Here is a 19,420-nt window from a genome sequence, read left to right on the forward strand (position 1 = left end):
CTACTCCACCTCAACTGTTTTTTCTACCATTATACCATTTAATGACCACGTTTTCGCTTCTGTTACTTTTACTTCTACAATCTTACCAATTGAAGACGTTGGTCCTTTAAAATTAACCAATTTGTTCTTCTCTGTATAACCGGCTAAAATATCTGGATCTTTCTTACTTTCACCTTCCACAAGGACTTTAACTACTTTATCTTGATACTTCTTCATTGATTCAGCAGATTGTTTGTTTACTAACTCGTTCAAGCGATATAACCGTTGTTTTTTTACTTCTTCTGGAACATCGTCTTTTTTACGTGCTGCTGGTGTTCCTTCACGTGGAGAATAAATAAAGGTATAAGCAGCTTCAAAACCTACTTCTTCAACTAAACTCATTGTTTCTTCAAATTGCTCTTCGGTTTCGTTTGGGAATCCGACAATGATGTCAGTTGTCAAGGTTGCATTAGGCATGGCTTCTCTTATTTTGCGAACGAGTTCCAAATAGGATTCTCTGGTATATTTTCTGTTCATTTTCTTCAATATTTCACTGCTCCCAGATTGGACAGGAAGGTGGATATGATCAAGAAGATTACCACCTTTGGCTAACACTTCGATTAGTCGATCATCAAAATCTCTTGGATGAGAGGTAGTAAATCGAATTCTTGGGATGTCAATCCGGTGAAGATCATCCATTAAATCACCAAGGCCATATTCCATATCTTCTAAATCTTTTCCATAGGCATTTACATTTTGTCCTAACAAAGTGATTTCCTGATAACCTTGAGCTGCTAAATGACGTACTTCTTGAATAATATCTTCTGGTAAGCGGCTTCGCTCTTTTCCGCGAGTCATTGGTACGATACAATATGTACAAAACTTATCGCAACCATACATAATATTTACCCAAGCTTTAATCTTTCCTTTTCTAGCTTTCGGTAAATTTTCAATAACATCGCCTTCTTTTGACCATACTTCAACAATTTTTTCTTTACCGAACATTGCTTCTTTTACAAGGTGCGGCAGGCGGTGAATATTATGTGTTCCGAATATAAGATCAACATGTTGGTGTTTCTTCATAATCCGGTTTACAACGGATTCTTCCTGCGACATACAGCCGCACACTCCTAAAATCAAGTCAGGTTTTTCTAACTTTAGCGGCTTTAAATGACCAATTTCACCGAACACCTTATTCTCAGCATTCTCTCGGATTGCACAAGTATTCAATAAGATAATATCTGCCTCATTGGTTTCAGAAGTAGGTTCATAGCCCATTTCTGTTAATATTCCCGCCATTACTTCCGTATCATGCTCATTCATTTGGCAGCCATATGTACGTATTAAAAACTTTTTGCCTTTACCGATATTTTCCATATCTTCAGGAATACCAAAATCATAATGAACATTTACTTTATCGCGACCACGTTTTCTAGCTTTGTTTAAATTTGGTGGTTCATAGGTAGTTTCAAAATACTTCGCAAAATCTGCACTAGTCTTTTCACTTAAAGGTTTATCTTGACTGGATCTTTTGTCCATTGGATCGACCTGTTTAATTTGCGCTTGATGATTACGCTGTTCTTCGTTCATGATATATCTCCTTTCTATTGATTGGAAGATAATTTTCCCATTATTACAGTATAAACGTTTCTATTTATTTTAACAATATTAATCTGATGCCTTCCAATAAAAAGACATCTATCAGATAAGTTATATCTCCTTATTGTCATAAAAAAAGTGCTACGATTAGTCGTAACACTTTTATTTTCTATTCTTCCGTCATATCTATCTAGGTTCTACAATTAATTTGATTGCGGTACGTTCTTCATCATCAATTAAAATATCAGTAAAAGCTGGAATACAGATAAGGTCTACTCCACTAGGTGCAACAAATCCTCTGGCGATTGCTACTGCCTTCACAGCTTGGTTTAGTGCACCAGCTCCGATGGCCTGAATTTCTGCTGATCCACGTTCTCTTAAGACGTTCGCAAGTGCACCTGCTACTGAATTGGGATTTGATTTTGCTGACACTTTTAATACTTCCATTACTAGTACCTCCTTCATTTACTATTATAGTTCTATACCTACTATATTCCTGGAGATGTTAGCTTATTACCCTATTATGCATTAATAATTCAAAACATTCAAATAATCAAATGAAAAACGGATGGTCATCATTAATTAAAATACGTTCTACACTTTTTGCCCTTCCCGTTTTATCATCAATGGTAACAAAAAAACCATTTAATTGGCTTCTTCCCTTTTTTGTAATTTCAAAACGTACTGGCATAGAAGTTAAAAAACGGTTCATTACCGATTCTCTATCAACTCCCAGTATACCATCATACGGGCCTGTCATTCCTACATCAGATATATATGCGGTTCCTGCTGGTAATATACGTTCATCTGCTGTTTGTGTATGGGTATGGGTACCTACTACAGCACTTACTCTACCATCAACATACCAGCCCATCGCTTGTTTCTCACTGGTTGCCTCACCATGAAAATCGATAAAAATGATGTTTGTTCTTTGTTTTGCTTCTTTTATTAATTCATCAGCCTTTGTAAAGGGATCGTCAATTGGCGGCAAAAACGTCCTTCCTTGTAGATTAATTACCGCAACTTCCACACCATTAATATTGATATAAATGATTCCTTTTCCTGGATTGTTTTCAGGGAAGTTTGCTGGTCTAATCATATTCGAAGCATCATCGATGAAGTCATATATTTCCTTTTTATCCCAAGTATGATTACCCATAGTTACTACTTGAGCTCCCCAATCTAATAACTGTTTATATATTTTCTCGGTAATCCCTTTTCCTGAGGCTGCATTTTCTCCATTTACGATTGTTAGGTTTGGTTTGTATTTTTCTTTTAATTTTGGTAGGTATTCTTGTACCATATTTCTTCCTGGAGATCCAACGATATCTCCTATAAATAATATCTTCATTTATTCAATCATCCTATCTATTATAGTACTTTCAGTTTTCCACAATGGGTATGTATTGTCAAAGCATAGCTTGATTCCACCGCAAAATAAAAAGCGGCCCTCAGACCACTTTTTATTTTGCGTATTCAACTGCTCTCGTTTCTCTAATTACAGTTACTTTGATATGACCTGGATAATCAAGTTCTCCTTCGATACGCTTACGAATATCTCGTGCGATTCGAACAGATTCTACATCATCAATTTCATCTGGTTTCACCATAATTCGAATTTCTCTACCAGCTTGAATAGCAAATGATTTCTCTACACCTGTGAACGATTCCGAAATTTCTTCTAATTTCTCTAATCGTTTAATATAATTCTCTAGCGTCTCACTTCTAGCTCCAGGTCTAGCCGCAGAAAGCGCGTCCGCTGCAGCTACCAACACGGAAATAATCGAAGTAGGCTCTTCATCACCATGGTGAGAAGCTATTGAATTAATAACAACCTCATGCTCCTTGTATTTAACAGCCAACTCTTTACCAATTTCAACGTGGCTTCCTTCTACTTCATGATCGATTGCTTTTCCGATATCATGCAGTAATCCAGCTCTTCTTGCTAATGTTTCATCTTCACCAAGTTCAGCAGCAAGCAAACCTGATAAGTATGCTACTTCCGTTGAGTGCTTCAAGACATTTTGTCCATAGCTTGTACGATATTTTAAACGCCCAAGAATCTTAATCAAATCGGGATGTAAGCCATGCACTCCCACTTCAAATGTTGTTTCTTCCCCGATTTCACGTATATATTCGTCGACGTCGCGTCTTGCTTTATCCACCATCTCTTCAATACGAGCCGGGTGAATACGCCCATCTTGTACGAGTTTCTCTAACGCTATACGAGCAGTTTCTCGACGAATTGGATCAAATCCAGATAGTATTACTGCCTCCGGTGTATCATCAATAATTAAATCAATTCCTGTCAGCGTTTCAAGTGTTCGAATATTACGACCTTCACGACCAATAATACGTCCTTTCATCTCATCATTAGGAAGATTAACAACCGATACGGTTGTTTCAGCAACGTGGTCAGCAGCACAGCGTTGTAAAGCTAATGATAGAATGTTTTTAGCTTTCTTATCTGCTTCTTCTTTTGCACGATTTTCTGCTTCTTTGATTAATAATGCTGATTCATGTGCAACATCTTGTTCAATTCGTTCTAAAATAATCTGCCTAGCCTGGTCTGTAGTATATCCCGAAATGCGCTCAAGCTCCGTTTGCTGCTCTTGTATCATAGCTTCCACTTTGCTTTCCATTTCTTCAATTTGTTGTTGTTTTTCTGTTAGAGACTGTTCTTTCTTTTCTAACATAAGCTCACGCTTATCTAGTGACTCACTTTTCCTGTCTAGATTTTCTTCTTTTTGCATCAGACGATTTTCTTGCTTTTGAACTTCATTTCTCCGTTCACGAAGTTCGTCTTCCGTTTGTTGACGAAGCTTATGGTTTTCATCTTTTGCTTCAAGAAGCGCTTCTTTCTTGGAAGCGTCAGCATTTCGATGTGCTTCATCAACGATTTGCTTTGCTAATGTTTCTGCACTAGAGATTTTTGCTTCTGCAATAGATTTACGAATCAGATAACCAACAACAATACCGACGATTAGGATTACAAGCAAAATGGAGATGAGTATAAGACTGTCCATGATTTCACCTCCTATTGCTATAAAATTGTACAATTCATTATTGTCGGCATGTAACAGTTTTAATGCGTGTAATAACAATAAATTATATCATTGATATGATAAATCTATACAAATTTAATTTTAATTGTGTACTATACGAATGTCAAGGAAACGTCACAACTTCACCTCATATTGATTGAAAATATTGGTAATACATTATTCTTATAGTAAAAATCCCCTTGCTTCTATCGCAAGGGGATGTAAATAGCATTATACATCTAAGCTTTCTTGACCAACTTGTTGTTCTTCTTCTTTCGGCTCTTCGTCTAAACCATAGTGCTCTCGAATTGCAGCATGTATTTCTGCCATCATATCAGTATTTTCTTTTAGGAACTGCTTGGCATTTTCCCGTCCTTGACCAAGACGTTCTTCATTATAAGAATACCAAGCACCACTCTTGTTTACAATATCTAAATCGGAGCCAATATCAATAATTTCGCCCTCTTTAGATATCCCTTCACCATACATGACATCTACTTCTGCTTGTTTAAATGGCGGGGCAACTTTATTCTTAACTACTTTTATTCTTGCTTTATTTCCTACCATTTCGTTCCCTTGCTTCAACGTCTCTGCTCGTCGTACTTCTAATCGAACGGAGGAATAGAATTTCAGCGCCCGTCCACCAGGTGTAGTCTCAGGATTTCCAAACATAACGCCAACTTTCTCACGAATTTGGTTAATAAATATCGCCGTCGTTTTTGATTTATTAATTGCTCCAGATAATTTACGTAAGGCTTGTGACATTAACCTAGCTTGTAACCCAACATGGGAATCACCCATTTCACCTTCAATTTCAGCTTTTGGCACAAGGGCAGCAACTGAATCCACCACAATAATATCGACTGCACCACTACGCACAAGTGCTTCAGCAATTTCTAAGGCCTGTTCGCCAGTATCTGGCTGTGAAAGTAAAAGTTCTTCTATATTAACACCTAAAGCACGTGCATAAGTAGGGTCTAACGCATGTTCCGCATCAATAAAAGCGGCTTGTCCCCCTTGACGTTGTGCTTCAGCTATAGCATGTAACGCTACGGTTGTTTTACCAGAGGATTCCGGACCATAAATCTCAACAACTCGGCCACGAGGATACCCACCAATTCCAAGAGCTACATCTAATGCTAATGAACCACTAGGGATGGTTGCCACTTTTTGTTCTGCTTGTTCGCCTAGTTTCATAATAGACCCTTTACCGAACTGTTTCTCTATCTGTCTTAACGCCATATCTAAAGCTTGTTTTCTATCACTCAAAGCGTCGTCCTCCTTTAATAATCTAGTTCTATCATACATGCTTTTTCATCGTTTGCCAAGCAATAAATCGAATAAATGTTCCCTTTTTCTGAAGCGAAAATGAGATAAAAATAGATTTACAGCTAACCCAAGTAATGAAATTATTTAAAATGATAATCATTTAAACTTATATTTTATGATTTTAGCCATTTGTAGAGAAGTTCCATTCCCTTTAATACGGCTCTATTTCTAATCGTATTACGATCACCTTGAAACATCCATTTTTCTACTTGTTCTTTTCCATCATCATAGATAGCGATATACACGGTCCCTACAGGTTGTCCCTCAACCTCATCCGGTCCAGCAACACCAGTAAATCCTATTCCAACAGGCACTCCTAGCTTAGCAGCAACATTTTTAGCCATGGCAAGTGCACATGCTTCACTAATGGTACCCTTGTCGGTCAATGTCTCTTCCGAAATATCTAATACATGTTGCTTAACATGCGCAGCATAACTGACGATTCCACCTTCAAAAACAGAAGAAACGCCAGAAACAGAAGATATTTTCCCTGTAAATAAACCTCCAGTTATACTTTCAGCTACTGCAAGTTTTTTCTGTTTCTTTATTAGAAGGTCGATCACTTTCCCTTCTAACGTGTCTTGATCAGATCCATAAAAATATGAGCCTACTCGATTTATTATCTGGTCTTCTGTATGTTCAATTAGTTGACTAGCTTGAAGATCTGACTCACTCTTAGCAGTTAAGCGAATGACAATCCCATCATCCTGAGCTAGCGGGGCAATCGTTGGATTTGTTTGAGCTTGAATAATATCTTTCAATTCATGCTCCAATTTAGATTCTCCAATACCAATAAACTTCAACACTTTCGACTTAATAATTTCATTTTTTCCTACTAATTGTTGAACGAGCGGGAACAGATGCTCCGTTGCCAATGCTTTCATTTCTCTTGGCACACCAGGTAAGAAGATCCATGTTCTATTTTGAAAAGACACACACATCCCCGGAGCCATACCAGCATTGTTTAACCAAACCTCAGCACCTTCAAATACTCTTGCTTGTTTCCGATTATTTGGCGTCATTGTTGCTTGTTGTTTGGCAAAATATGCTGTTATCTTTTCCATGGATGGTTGATGTTCGATCATGGAAAGTTGGCTGATGTTTTGAAAAGCTTCCCGAGTTAAATCATCATCGGTTGGTCCAAGACCACCAGTTACAATAATCAGATCAGATCGCTGCTGTGCCTGATAGAACGATTCCTCCACACGCGTGAGGTTATCACCAACAACCACATGGTTATAGACATTAATTCCATAGTTGGCTAATTGCTGAGAAAGCCATTGAGCATTCGTATTTGCAATTTGTCCAAGCAATAATTCGGTTCCAACCGCAACAATTTCTGCTTTCACTTGTTTTATCATTTAGAATCCCTCATCACATGCCAATTTTTCACAAAATAGTCAACACCAGATATGACAGTGAATAGAAGACTAATATATAGCATCACTTCTCCAAAAGGGAAGCCAATATAGGAAAATGGAAAATTATGAAGCAGTAAAACAGCAATTGCCACCATTTGTGTAGCTGTCTTTAATTTCCCCATGCTACCCGCTGCTAACACAATTCCCTCACCCGCAGCAACAAGTCTGAGTCCAGTTATAGCAAATTCTCGACTAATAATGATGATAACAACCCATGCAGGGGCTACCCCCACTTCAACTAAAATAATTAGTGCTGCGGATACAAGTAATTTATCTGCTAGCGGGTCTAGGAATTTCCCTAAATTCGTTACTAAATTATATTTTCTGGCATAGTGACCATCTACCCAATCTGTTGCTGCTGCTATAATGAATAACAGCCCAGCTATAAAATGAGATACGGGTAGCTCTGCTTCTCCAATATTCCATGTTCCCCAATTAAACGGTACACTCATAAGAATGATAAAGATTGGAATTAATAGGATACGAGAAATGGTAATTTTATTCGGTATATTCATTTGTTTTTATCCTCCTAGTATTTCAACGAAAAGTGATAAACCCTTCCAAAAAGTTGAAAGGAAGGGTCAATTGATTTATTCAGCTTCTTGATTCAATTCTATCCAAATATTTTGTCTTACAGTACTTGAATCCACAGGATATTCCATCTCAACCCCATTAACCGTAATCGTTAATACAGAAGCATTACCGATTTTGAAAAATACACGCTCTTGTCCTGTTAGATCGATTTCAAGTGGTGACTTTTCTTCATTGAACATAGCTTCTTCAAAGAAAATTTCATCACTTTCCGATTTCACTCCAAGCCAAGTATCTCCTTCTGCTTCTAAGGTTGCAGTAACTTCTTCACCTGTATAATTATATGCTACAATTGATTCAGGCGTATTTCCTGTTCCCTTTTCTACAGTAGAAAATTCACCCTTCGGTTCTGTTTCCTCTTGACTTGCTTCATCATCAATAGATGCATCCTCCGATTTTTCATTCGCTGCACTGTCCTTGTTTTCTTCGTTTTCGTCACTAGCTGTTTCGGAGTCCTGCGTTTGACTTGTGTCATCATTAATAATGACATCCTCATCCCCATCTTGATTAATAGGCTCATTTTCTCCCTTACCAGACATACTTTGAGAAATAAAAAATACGGCAACAAGAATAATACCGACAATCAATAATACTACAATTACGGTAGGAAATAAGGAAAAGTTAGATGATGGCTTATCGGTATTGTTATTTTTACGCGATCGCTGCATCCGACTGTAATGCTCCTCCGTCGGTTCTTCCGTTTTTGGAACTTCTTCTTTGAATTCTTCCATTAGTTCATCTGGATCTACCCCTACTGCATTGGCATACTCTTTTATGAAAGCTCTTGCGTAAAATTTTCCAGGAAGAATATGTAAATTGCCTTCCTCAATTGCAATTAGATATCTTTTCTGTATCTTTGTTGTTTCTTGTAGGCTTTCCAAAGAGAGGTTTTTTGCCTCCCTTGCCTCTTTTAGTCTTGCTCCAATTTCCATTCCAAACACCATCCAATTTAAAAATCAAACATCGAAAAACCATCTTCTTGACCAAATTGTTGTCTTTGAACAGGTTCATAAGTAATTTCTTCTTCTTCATGACTTCGTAATTCAATAATATAGTCAAAATCATCCATTTTGTATTCTGTTGATTGTACAAATATATCTGGATGTTCTACCACTTTAATAGCAGGAAGCTGCATGACTTCCCGAATTAATTGCCAGTGCTGCTCATTCGCTCGTCTTGTCGACACCATTCCATCGATAATATAAATATTATCAGGGTTATACTCCCCTTCAATTAATTTGCTACGGACGGTCTGTTTTAATAAGGTACTGGATACAAACAACCATCGTTTATTTGCACATACACTTGCGGCAACAATTGATTCTGTTTTACCTACTCTGGGCATTCCTCGAATACCAATTAATTTATGACCATCTTTTTTATAAAGTTCTGCCATAAAATCGACCAACAGGCCAAGATCATCTCGTACAAAACGAATCGTTTTGCGATCATCTACGTCTCTATGTATGTATCTTCCATGACGTACTGCCATCTTATCTCGAAGCTTAGGCTTCCGCAGTTTTGTGACCTGAATCATGTCCATGGTTTGCAAAATGGATTTTAATCGTGTTATGTTTTCGTCATACTTGGAAAGTAAAAGCATTCCTCTACGAGCATTTTCCACACCGTTTATCGTAATAATATTAATGGATAGCATACCTAATAAAGAAGATATATCACCTAATAGACCAGGTCGATTAATTTGAATTTCATATTCAAGATACCACTCTGTTTTTTCCATATAAAGCTCCTTTACCGAGACTTTACTTATGAGCCTTCTTTTTTGATACTATCTAAATATATAATAAAGGATTTTCCCTAATGTGAAAAGTGATTATCCAAAAAATTAAAAAGAAGCTGCTTTTGAACAGCTTCTTTCAGCGTATCGACATATTGTTTACTGTTGGTTTCCTTGATTTTGAACAAATTTAACCATTGTGTTTGCGATCGCTTGTTGCTCATCTTCAGATGCTGCATTCCATAAATCACGTAACACTGCTTCTTCATTATTTTTAGCATCTACATTCTGTGCAAGATAATCGCCTACTTCTTGGGCTACATTTTGAATGGTCTTGTCGCTCATTCCTTGCTGCTGCGCCTGTGTAAGTTTGCTGGAAAGAAAGCTTTTCCATGAATCAAAGTTATCAAGAACTGACATACTTTTCTCCTCCTTCTCAATTTATACATGCATAGTATTTGAAATACTTCCTAGTTTATACATGTAGGCAGAAGAAAATTACCAGCCGCCTGTAATATTAATTACTTCTCCTTGGATATAATTGCTTTTATTCGATAATAGGAAAGATACCATGTCAGCAATTTCTTGCGGCTTTCCAGCACGGTTCATTGGTATATCAGCAAATATTTCGGCTTTTTCTCCTGGCAATAAATGCTGATTCATCTTCGTATTTATAAAACCTGGACTAATTGCATTAACAGAAATACCACTAGGTGCAACTTCTTTTGCCAGTGCTTTAACAAAACTATTTTGACTGCCTTTTACAGAAGAATAGATCACTTCATTACTAGCGCCCTGTTCACCCCATATAGACGTTATAAATATAAACTTCCCAGCCTGCTGCTTGATCATTGCCGGTAAAACTTGTTTGGTAATCATCCATGGGGATTTCACATGCAATTGTATCATGTCGTCCATAACGGTTTCATCTGTGTTTTGAAATAACCCGTATTCTCCTCTGCCACTTGCAAACACTACCCCATCAATTGTAAATACAAGGTGGTTAAGAAAATGTTTACAACCTGCTTGAGAGCTTAAGTCTGCTTCAATCATCGCTACAATTGAAGTCGGATATTCTGTTATAATCCGATCTACTTCTTGTTTATTACGATGATAATGAAGCAGCAATTGATAACCTTCGATAACTAATTGGTTAGCTATTGCCATTCCAATATCACCGCTTGCCCCAACGATTAAAATATTTTTCCCCATGACTTATTACTCCGGAGCAATCGTGCATACTGCCAAACGCTCTTCATCTATCCATTGCTTCACAAATTGCTGAGCATCTTCTAATGTTAGATTTCTGACTGCTGGCAGAATGGAGAAAAAATCGATTCCTGCTGCATGATAATGTGTAAAAGCATTAGCTACATTTTCTAAGCGGTTCATGGAACGAAGCAATTGACCGATTTTTTTCTTTTTCATACGATCAAATTCTGCTTGTGAAAGTGTCGTGTTTTTCATTTCTAGTAACATTTTTTTCAATAATGATGCAAATGCTTCAGGTTGCTCGGTGTTACTACCAATTAAGGTATAACCAAAGTCACGATCTAAATTGGTTTCAAAAAAGAAGCTATCATCAATTAGTTGCTCGCTATAAAGCTGTTGATAAAATGCGCCACCTTTCGAAAAGAAGTGGTCCATGATCATGTCTTGGAGGATATCTTTTTTTAAGAACGCATCACTTGAAAGACCATTAGCTAGATTTTTAATGCCCACCGTACATTTAGCAATCGAGACAGGCATCGTAATTTTCTTCGTTTTCGCAGCAACTGCAGAAGGTTCCTCTGGGAACTCTCGTTTTAATGATTCCATTTCCTTAAATGATTTTTTCGCTTGATTTCGCTCAATTAACTTCATCATATCTTCTGGGTTAAAATTCCCAGCAACAAACAAAATCATATTTTCTGGATGATAAAACGTATTGTAACAGGTATACAAATCATCTTTTGTAATCTGATTAATTGAATCTACTGTACCAGCAATATCAACATTTACTGGATGATTCTTAAACATTGCTTTAATCGTTCCCATAAACGATTGCCAATCTGGCTGATCATCGTACATTTTTATTTCTTGTGCGATGATTCCCTTTTCTTTTTCTACGGATTCTTCCGTAAAATAAGGATCTTGAACAAAATCGATTAGCGTTTCTACATTCTTTTCAATTTGATCCGTGGCCGTAAATAAATAAGCCGTTTTCGTAAATGATGTATACGCATTTGCAGAAGCTCCTTGCTTTGAAAAATCAGCAAATACATCCCCTTTCTCACTTTCAAACAGCTTATGTTCTAAAAAGTGGGCAACCCCTTCTGGCACAGAGATAACCTGTTCTTTCCCGATGGGAGTAAAATGTAAATCGATGGAGCCATAATTTGTTGTAAATAATGCATGTGTTTTAGCCATTTCAGGTTTTGGCAGTAAACACACGGTAAGACCGTTATCTAATTTATTCGTATACAAAGTTTCATCCATATCTTGATACGTATGTTTATTCATGGGTATCTCCTTTCGCAGAAGTTAATAAGTACAGTGTATCCTCTTGGATTTGCTGGGCAACATGAAGGACATCTTCTTTGGTTACTTGTTTAATTTTTTCAATAAATGTTAATGGCTCTACTTGCTTGTCGGATAATACTTGCTGGTATAAGAATTCAATTGTGCCTTGTGGATGATCCATGGTTTCTAATAATTGATTCGTTATTAACGCTTTCGTTTCCTCTAATGCCTCTGTTGTAAAATCCCCTTGTTTCATCGCAACCATTTGTTCTCGAATAATTTCTCTTGCTTTTTCAAAATCACTAGGAGCAATGCCGCTAAATACAAGTAATAATCCTTTATGACTTTCCATTCGAGAAGCAGCGTAGTATGCTAGACTATTCTTTTCACGTACGTTTATAAATAGTTTTGAACTAGGAAAACCGCCGAAAATACCGTTAAATACATGCAAGGCGTAATATGCCTCATCTTCAAATGTAACATTCGTGCGATACCCAATATGCAATTTCGCTTGTTGAATCTGATCGGTTTCGATGACTTCCTTTGGTTGCTTATCACTAGAAACAGAAGATGTCCTTGTCTTTTTAACGATTGAATTATTTGATGTTAAGCGTTCAAAGACTGTAGTTATTTTTTCTTCCATCAGCTGCTCATCCATATCACCTTGCATATAGATATCTATTCGGTCGGATACGAGCATCTCTTGATAGTAAGTATAAAGCGTTTCCGGAGTAATATCCTTTAAGTCTTCTAAATAACCATGTACATGTAATTGATAGGGTTCACCCTCACACATTACATCCATTAATCGCATATTTGCATAACTCATCTTATCATCTTTAATTGCGTGTATTTTTTGTTTTAGTGTATCCTTTTCTCGATTAAAAATGGTTGGTTCAAATCCTGAGCCTTCGATATTTGGATTAAATAAGACTTCGTGTAATAAATGAATGCCTTCATCTACAATCGTAGACGCATCTTTGAGAAATTTAGGATTCGCTATTTCCAGACGCAGACTTATAATATGATTCTCACCTTTTTTGGCACCGTCAATGGAAATAGAAGCCCCGTATAATTCATCAAGCTTGAGTTGCAATTTTTGCTTGGTAGGATATTTCTCTGTTCCCTGCTTGAGAATATATGGAAGCAGCGCACGTTTAGTTATTGTTTCTTTCGTTAATGGTGCTTTTAATTTAATCACTAAAGTTATGGTTTTATATTTTTTATTGGGAATAAGATGAAGCTGTGATCCATCCATGTCCTTTACAATTTCGGTGATTTCACGCATAACCATCCTCCTGTATACTTGATAATTTTTTACTTATTTATTCTTCACAAATTTTCCATTTATCATCCATTATAAAGTAAAAAAAAGCGGCTTGCGAATATAATACGCAAACCGTAAATGTAATAACTTATCTACTTCCCTTAATATAAGGTACTCCATTCCCTCGCGGTGCTTCTGCCCGGCCAATAAAACCGGCTAATGCTAATATCGTTAGGACATATGGTGCGATTAACAGAAATACTTGTGGTACATCTGCAAGGAAAGGAATTCCGGCTCCAATAACACTTAGACTTTGTGCAAACCCAAAGAAAAGAGCAGCGCCCATTGCTCCTAATGGATGCCATTTTCCAAAGATAACAGCTGCTAACGCCATAAAACCTTGCCCTACAATAGTAGCATGAGAGAAATTTAGAGCGATCGTTAAAGCAAACACAGAACCGCCTAGTCCCCCCATTGCACCAGAAATAATCACGGCAATGTACCTTATTTTATAAACATGAATACCGTTTGTATCCGCTGCCATCGGATGTTCACCTACTGCTCGAAGTCTTAAACCAAAAGGCGTTTTATACAATACATACCATGCAAAAAAAGCTAGGATGATCGCTACATATGAGGTAATATATATCCCTTCAAAGAAAATCGACCCAATAATTGGAATATCTGCTAGTAATGGAATGTCAGTTGTATAGAATGGTTGACTTACCATATCTGTTTGTCCCTTGTCATACCATTGCTTTGTTAAAAATACACCCAATCCCAATGCGAGAAAGTTAATTGCGACCCCACTAACTACTTGATCTGCGCGAAATGAAACAGATGCCACGGCATGAATAATAGAAAACAGTGCGGAAACGATCATAGCGACTATAATCGACACCCAAGGTGTCCAAGCTCCCAACACATCCGCAAATGTCAGATTAAATACAATTCCAACAAAAGCCCCCATGACCATTAATCCTTCTAAACCGATGTTCACGACGCCGGAGCGCTCACTAAATACTCCGCCTAAAGCTGTGAAAATTAAAGGTGCAGAATAAAATAATGCAGTTGGGATAATCGATTGCAATAATTCAATAACCCCCATTTATTTCTCCTCCTTTTTAAAGCGAAGTATTATCCACCGAATAATATAACTAGATGCTACAAAGAAAATAATCAATGCAATAATAATATCTACTAATTCATTTGGGACGCCAGCATGTGTTGGCATATTAAGCGCTCCAACTTTTAATGCACCAAATAAAAATGCTGCCAGTACCACACCAATTGCCGTATTTGCTCCTAAAAGAGCGACAGCAATACCATCAAAGCCAATATTGGAAAAACCAGAGCTAACGGTCATATTACCATAAGTACCTAACCCTTCCATTGATCCTGCTAAACCTGCAAAAGCCCCTGAGATAACCATTGCTAATACGATATTCCGTTTTACACTCATCCCTGCATATTTAGATGCATGTTGATTATAACCAACCGACTTAAGTTCATAACCGATATTTGTTCGTTCTATAATAAACCACATAATCACTGCTGCAAATAAAGCAATCATAATTCCATAGTGCATGCGAGAAAAGTATGTTAATCCTTCTAACCATTCAGATGCCAATGATGCACTGGAAGCAATGGTCTCAGTTTTATCTGCACTATCTGTTAATACACGACGAATAATGGCATTGGCGCTATATAAAGCAATATAATTCATCATAATAGTAACAATAACTTCGTGAACACCTAAGCGTGCTTTTAATAAACCTGGGATGAATCCCCAAAATGCTCCGGCCAATGCTGCTACGAATAAGGCTAATGGAAGGTGAATATACATAGGTGCTTCCATTGAGGTACCTATCCAAACAGCTGCTAACCAGCCTACTATTACCTGGCCTTCTGCCCCGATATTAAATAACCCCGCTCTAAAAGCAAAAGCGATCGCAAGTCCAGTTAATATATACGGCGTTGTTTGACGAATTGTCTCTCCAAAGAAATACAGGTCACCAAATGCCCCATTAAATAAAGCGACATAGCCTTGTATCGGGTTATATCCGGAGACAAGCATAATAATTGCACCAGACAATAGTCCAATGATGACAGAAATAATTGGAACCAAAATGTTAAACCATTTATTCGAATGCATGATGATCACCTGCCTCTTTGGTTTTACTGCCAGCCATTAATAAACCTAATTCCTGTTCGCTGGTTTCATCAGGATGAACATCTGCTACTATCTTTCCATCAAAAATAACAGCAATCCGATCACTTACATCTAATATCTCGTCTAATTCAAAGGACAGTAGCAAAATTGCCTTTCCCTTATCCCGCTCTTCAATTAATTTTTGATGAATAAATTCGATAGCTCCTACATCAAGGCCCCTAGTAGGTTGGGCGGCGATCAGCAGATCGGGAGAACGATCCACTTCCCTTGCAATAATAGCTTTTTGCTGATTTCCCCCGGATAACGCCCTTGCTTTCGTATACACACTTGGCGTACGTACATCATATTCAGCAATTAGTGTTTTAGCTTTTTGGTAAATTTCTTTATAATTCAGCACCTTATATTTGGAATACGGTTTTTGGTAATACGTTTGCAACACCATGTTCTCACCAATTGGAAAATCAAGTACAAGTCCAAATTTATGCCTGTCTTGAGGGATATGGCCAACTCCGCTTTCTGTTACTTTTCGAGGTGAGAGGTTCGTTATTTTTTTATTATTTAATTGAATGCTACCTGAACTAGATTTTGCTAAGCCAGTAATGGCTTCTATTAAATCCGTTTGACCATTGCCATCAATTCCGGCAATACCTACAATTTCCCCAGCTCGCACATCTAAATTCAGCCCTTTTACCATTTCTACTTTCCTTGTATCTTTTACAATTAAATTCTTAATTTCAAGTACCGTTTCCTTTGGTTCCGCGGGTTTTTTTTCTGTTTTAAAAGAAACTTCTCTACCAACCATCAATGATGCTAACTCATTAACATTGGTATCTTCGACATTGACGGTACCAATCCCTTTCCCTTTACGGATTACAGTGCACCGATCACACACTTGCATGATTTCTTTTAGCTTATGCGTAATTAGAATAATCGATTTACCTTCAGCCACTAGAGCATGCATAATTTCAATAAGCTCGGTTATTTCTTGAGGAGTTAACACCGCCGTAGGCTCGTCAAAAATTAACACATCTGCTCCTCGATAAAGTGTTTTTAATATTTCAACTCGCTGCTGCATACCTACCGAGATATCGCTTATCTTCGCAGTCGCATCGACTCGCAATCCGTATTTATCGGATAATTCTTGTACTTCTTTTTCTGCTTTTTTTAGATTAATTTTCCCTTTTTTTGTTGGTTCACTTCCTAAAATAATATTTTGGGTGACTGTGAACGGTTCTACCAACATAAAATGCTGATGGACCATTCCTATCCCTAGATCATTTGCGACGTTTGGATCTGAAATGTTTACTTTTTTACCTTTTACATGTATTTCTCCTTGTTCAGGTTGATACAATCCAAATAACACATTCATTAAAGTTGATTTTCCAGCACCGTTTTCTCCTAATAGTGCATGTATTTCACCAGATTTTAGTTGAACAGTAATATTATCATTGGCAACGATTCCAGGAAATTCTTTTCTTATATTTAACATTTCGATGACGTATTCCATTCAATTGCTGCCCCCTTTTTAAAAGACAAATAATTGCTATTTTTCCGAAAAAATATGTACATATAAAGAGGCTGGCTATCCAGCCTCCGTTTTATATTATAAGCTTTCTTCGAATTCCTTTAATTCATCTCTCGTTTTTGGAACGGTCACATCGCCATTCGTAATTTTTTCTTTCCATTCATCAACAGCGGATATGATATCATCACTCATTGCTTCTTCATTTGTTTTTGCAAGAGACACCCCATCATCTACTAAACCAAACTCAAGCACTTCACCACCAGGAAATGCATCTTTTGCTCCCATATCGCTGACTTCCTGAACCGATAAATCGACACGTTTTACCATAGATGTAAAGGTAACATTATGTTCACCGATTTTGCCCTCTTCATGTTGATCACGATCAACACCAATGACCCAAATTTCACGATCTGGATCATTCTGTTTCAAGTCTTTAGCTTGAGCAAACACCCCATTACCAGCTGCACCTGCAGCATGATAAATAATATCCGTATCATTTTCGTACATGCGGGTGGCAATTAGCTTACCATCAGCCGCCGAGCTAAAGTTACCTACGTATTGTATATCCACTTCAATATCCGGATTCACTGATTTTGCTCCTGCCTCAAAACCTGCCTCAAACTTATTGATTAAGTCTGAATCCACTCCTCCAATGAAACCAAGCTTATCTGTTTTTGTTTTCATAGCAGCAGCTACACCTGCCAGAAAAGATCCTTCATGCTCAGCAAATGTTATACTTGCAACATTTGGCGCTTCTACTACCGTATCAATAATAGCGTAATTCGTATCTGGATTTTGCTCAGCTACTTTTGTAACTGCATCTTGTAATAAAAAGCCCACTCCAAAAATAAGATTATAACCATCTCTCGTTAACCGAGTTAAATTCGGCAGATAGTCGGATTCATCAGAAGATTGCGCGTAGTCAAATCCGTTCCCTTTCGATAATCCTTGTTCCTCTCCCCATGCTTTCAAGCCTTCCCAAGATGATTGATTAAAAGATTTGTCATCGACACCGCCTTCATCCGTAACAATCGCTACTGAATAATCTTCGGACTCACTCTCATTTGCAGCTGCATTATCTTTGTTACTACTTTCGTTTCCACCACAAGCGGAAAGAACGACAGCGACACTCGCCATAATTGCAAATAGTAAAATAAATGTACGATTCTTCACTTAAAAGCCCCCCTGTTATGTTTTTTCATCTTACGTTTGAATCATCTAATCCTTCCTATCAATTATGTAAGATCACCTCCTTAATTTTTAAAAAATTAGGAAAAATATATTTAAAAAAATGGAAGCCGTTACATATTGAGTAAAGCTTCATTTTTTTAATCGGGGATTCAGTAGAGTCGTTTTCGTAAAACATGGAAACTGAACATATCGGATCGAAAATAGTTCGCAGAATAAAGTACGGGTTCATCATCTTCGGTATAATGCATTTGCTTTAATAATAAGAGCGTTTGTTCCGGATGACAGTTCAGTATATCGTATATTCGATCATGGTAACCTATTGCTTCAATATATGTGACAGCATAAGCAACTCGTTTATTTGCGTATTCTTCCATCAGACGAAAGATAGAATCCGATTTATGCACCCTATCCATTGGTATATAGTTTTCGGGTATTTTATCGATACAAAAAACGACAGGTTGGTCATCTGCGGTACGAACCCTCTCAATTTTTGCTAATCGATTCATACGTTTTGGGCCAAATTTACGCTTATCTTCATTTGTTGGGTCAATGATTTCTGTTGATAAATATTGTGAACCAGCAGATTTACCAGATTGTTCAATCATGTGCGTTACACTGGTTAACTGCTCTATACCTGAAGAAAAAACTGGCTTTGGGTTAACAAACGTCCCAACACCGTGTCTGCGATTAACAATGTTGTCTTCTTCTAGTATTCGTAATGCTTCTCTTAATGTTGCACGGGACACACCTAATTGCTTTGATAATTGAAATTCAGAAGGTAGTTTTTCTTTCTCTTTATACTTACCGTTTTCAATATCACGTTTAATTTCATCAATTACTTGTAAATATAAGTGCCTCGAATCGGTTTTGATAGACAAGCTGTATCCCTCCTTACAAAATCATTTCTTACATCAAGAAATCCGACATCTGACGTTTGACTGGTTTATTCGTCATAAATCATATCATGTATTACTTAATAAATAAATACTTCTAGGACAAATTCCTTAAAAATTTTCTTCCAATTTTGACATCCATCGACAAAAAGACCCCGAATGTATAAT

General features: G+C 37.2%; 18 protein-coding genes. All 18 read right to left on the reverse strand.

Going from position 1 to position 19,420, the window contains the following annotated elements; all coding sequences use genetic code 11:
- Positions 1-1,569 carry a tRNA (N6-isopentenyl adenosine(37)-C2)-methylthiotransferase MiaB gene (gene miaB / locus BN990_RS11220; RefSeq protein WP_038244181.1) on the reverse strand — a complete coding sequence of 523 codons (1,569 nt, stop codon included), beginning with the start codon at positions 1,567-1,569 and terminating at the stop codon, positions 1-3.
- 195 nt (positions 1,570-1,764) lie between these two features.
- Positions 1,765-2,025: a stage V sporulation protein S gene (locus tag BN990_RS11225; RefSeq protein WP_021291504.1), complete on the reverse strand. Its 261-nt coding sequence runs from the start codon at positions 2,023-2,025 to the stop codon at positions 1,765-1,767.
- Positions 2,026-2,131: 106 nt separating this feature from the next.
- Positions 2,132-2,929, reverse strand: a complete 798-nt coding sequence (locus BN990_RS11230; RefSeq protein WP_038244184.1) for a TIGR00282 family metallophosphoesterase — start codon at positions 2,927-2,929, stop codon at positions 2,132-2,134.
- Between the two features lie 112 nt (positions 2,930-3,041).
- A complete protein-coding gene (rny, locus tag BN990_RS11235; protein WP_021291506.1) occupies positions 3,042-4,604 on the reverse strand; it encodes a ribonuclease Y in 1,563 nt (520 codons plus the stop codon).
- A 249-nt stretch (positions 4,605-4,853) separates the two neighbouring features.
- Positions 4,854-5,891 (reverse strand): recombinase RecA, encoded by a 1,038-nt coding sequence (gene recA / locus BN990_RS11240; RefSeq protein ID WP_021291507.1) that lies wholly within the window; start codon positions 5,889-5,891, stop codon positions 4,854-4,856.
- A 173-nt stretch (positions 5,892-6,064) separates the two neighbouring features.
- On the reverse strand, positions 6,065-7,312 hold the full coding sequence (locus BN990_RS11245) for a competence/damage-inducible protein A (RefSeq protein ID WP_021291508.1): 1,248 nt from the start codon (positions 7,310-7,312) through the stop codon (positions 6,065-6,067).
- Positions 7,309-7,887: a CDP-diacylglycerol--glycerol-3-phosphate 3-phosphatidyltransferase gene (pgsA, locus tag BN990_RS11250; RefSeq protein ID WP_021291509.1), complete on the reverse strand. Its 579-nt coding sequence runs from the start codon at positions 7,885-7,887 to the stop codon at positions 7,309-7,311. Before pgsA ends, BN990_RS11245 begins: the two co-directional genes overlap by 4 nt.
- 75 nt (positions 7,888-7,962) lie before the next feature.
- Positions 7,963-8,907 (reverse strand): helix-turn-helix domain-containing protein, encoded by a 945-nt coding sequence (locus BN990_RS11255; protein ID WP_238323675.1) that lies wholly within the window; start codon positions 8,905-8,907, stop codon positions 7,963-7,965.
- Between the two features lie 5 nt (positions 8,908-8,912).
- Positions 8,913-9,704 carry a DUF3388 domain-containing protein gene (locus BN990_RS11260; RefSeq protein WP_021291511.1) on the reverse strand — a complete coding sequence of 264 codons (792 nt, stop codon included), beginning with the start codon at positions 9,702-9,704 and terminating at the stop codon, positions 8,913-8,915.
- Positions 9,705-9,860: 156 nt separating this feature from the next.
- A complete protein-coding gene (locus BN990_RS11265) occupies positions 9,861-10,121 on the reverse strand; it encodes a DUF3243 domain-containing protein (protein ID WP_021291512.1) in 261 nt (86 codons plus the stop codon).
- A gap of 78 nt (positions 10,122-10,199) precedes the next feature.
- Entirely contained in the window at positions 10,200-10,913 is a 714-nt protein-coding gene (gene ymfI, locus BN990_RS11270; RefSeq protein WP_038244203.1) for an elongation factor P 5-aminopentanone reductase, read from the reverse strand.
- A gap of 6 nt (positions 10,914-10,919) precedes the next feature.
- A complete protein-coding gene (gene yfmH / locus BN990_RS11275; RefSeq protein WP_021291514.1) occupies positions 10,920-12,203 on the reverse strand; it encodes an EF-P 5-aminopentanol modification-associated protein YfmH in 1,284 nt (427 codons plus the stop codon).
- Entirely contained in the window at positions 12,196-13,491 is a 1,296-nt protein-coding gene (gene yfmF / locus BN990_RS11280) for an EF-P 5-aminopentanol modification-associated protein YfmF (protein ID WP_021291515.1), read from the reverse strand. Before yfmF ends, yfmH begins: the two co-directional genes overlap by 8 nt.
- 127 nt (positions 13,492-13,618) lie before the next feature.
- Entirely contained in the window at positions 13,619-14,578 is a 960-nt protein-coding gene (locus tag BN990_RS11285) for an ABC transporter permease (protein WP_021291516.1), read from the reverse strand.
- Entirely contained in the window at positions 14,579-15,625 is a 1,047-nt protein-coding gene (locus tag BN990_RS11290) for an ABC transporter permease (protein WP_021291517.1), read from the reverse strand. It abuts the gene before it with no gap.
- The gene (locus tag BN990_RS11295) at positions 15,612-17,150 is read right to left on the reverse strand and encodes an ABC transporter ATP-binding protein (protein WP_021291518.1); all 1,539 of its coding nucleotides are present in this window, start codon (positions 17,148-17,150) and stop codon (positions 15,612-15,614) included. Before BN990_RS11295 ends, BN990_RS11290 begins: the two co-directional genes overlap by 14 nt.
- A gap of 96 nt (positions 17,151-17,246) precedes the next feature.
- On the reverse strand, positions 17,247-18,341 hold the full coding sequence (locus tag BN990_RS11300) for a BMP family lipoprotein (RefSeq protein WP_021291519.1): 1,095 nt from the start codon (positions 18,339-18,341) through the stop codon (positions 17,247-17,249).
- Positions 18,342-18,508: 167 nt separating this feature from the next.
- Positions 18,509-19,237: a GntR family transcriptional regulator gene (locus tag BN990_RS11305; protein ID WP_021291520.1), complete on the reverse strand. Its 729-nt coding sequence runs from the start codon at positions 19,235-19,237 to the stop codon at positions 18,509-18,511.
- Between the last annotated feature and the right edge of the window lie 183 nt (positions 19,238-19,420).

The organism is Virgibacillus salexigens (assembly GCF_000723585.1).
GTDB classification, from domain to species: Bacteria; Bacillota; Bacilli; order Bacillales; family Amphibacillaceae; genus Virgibacillus; species Virgibacillus salexigens.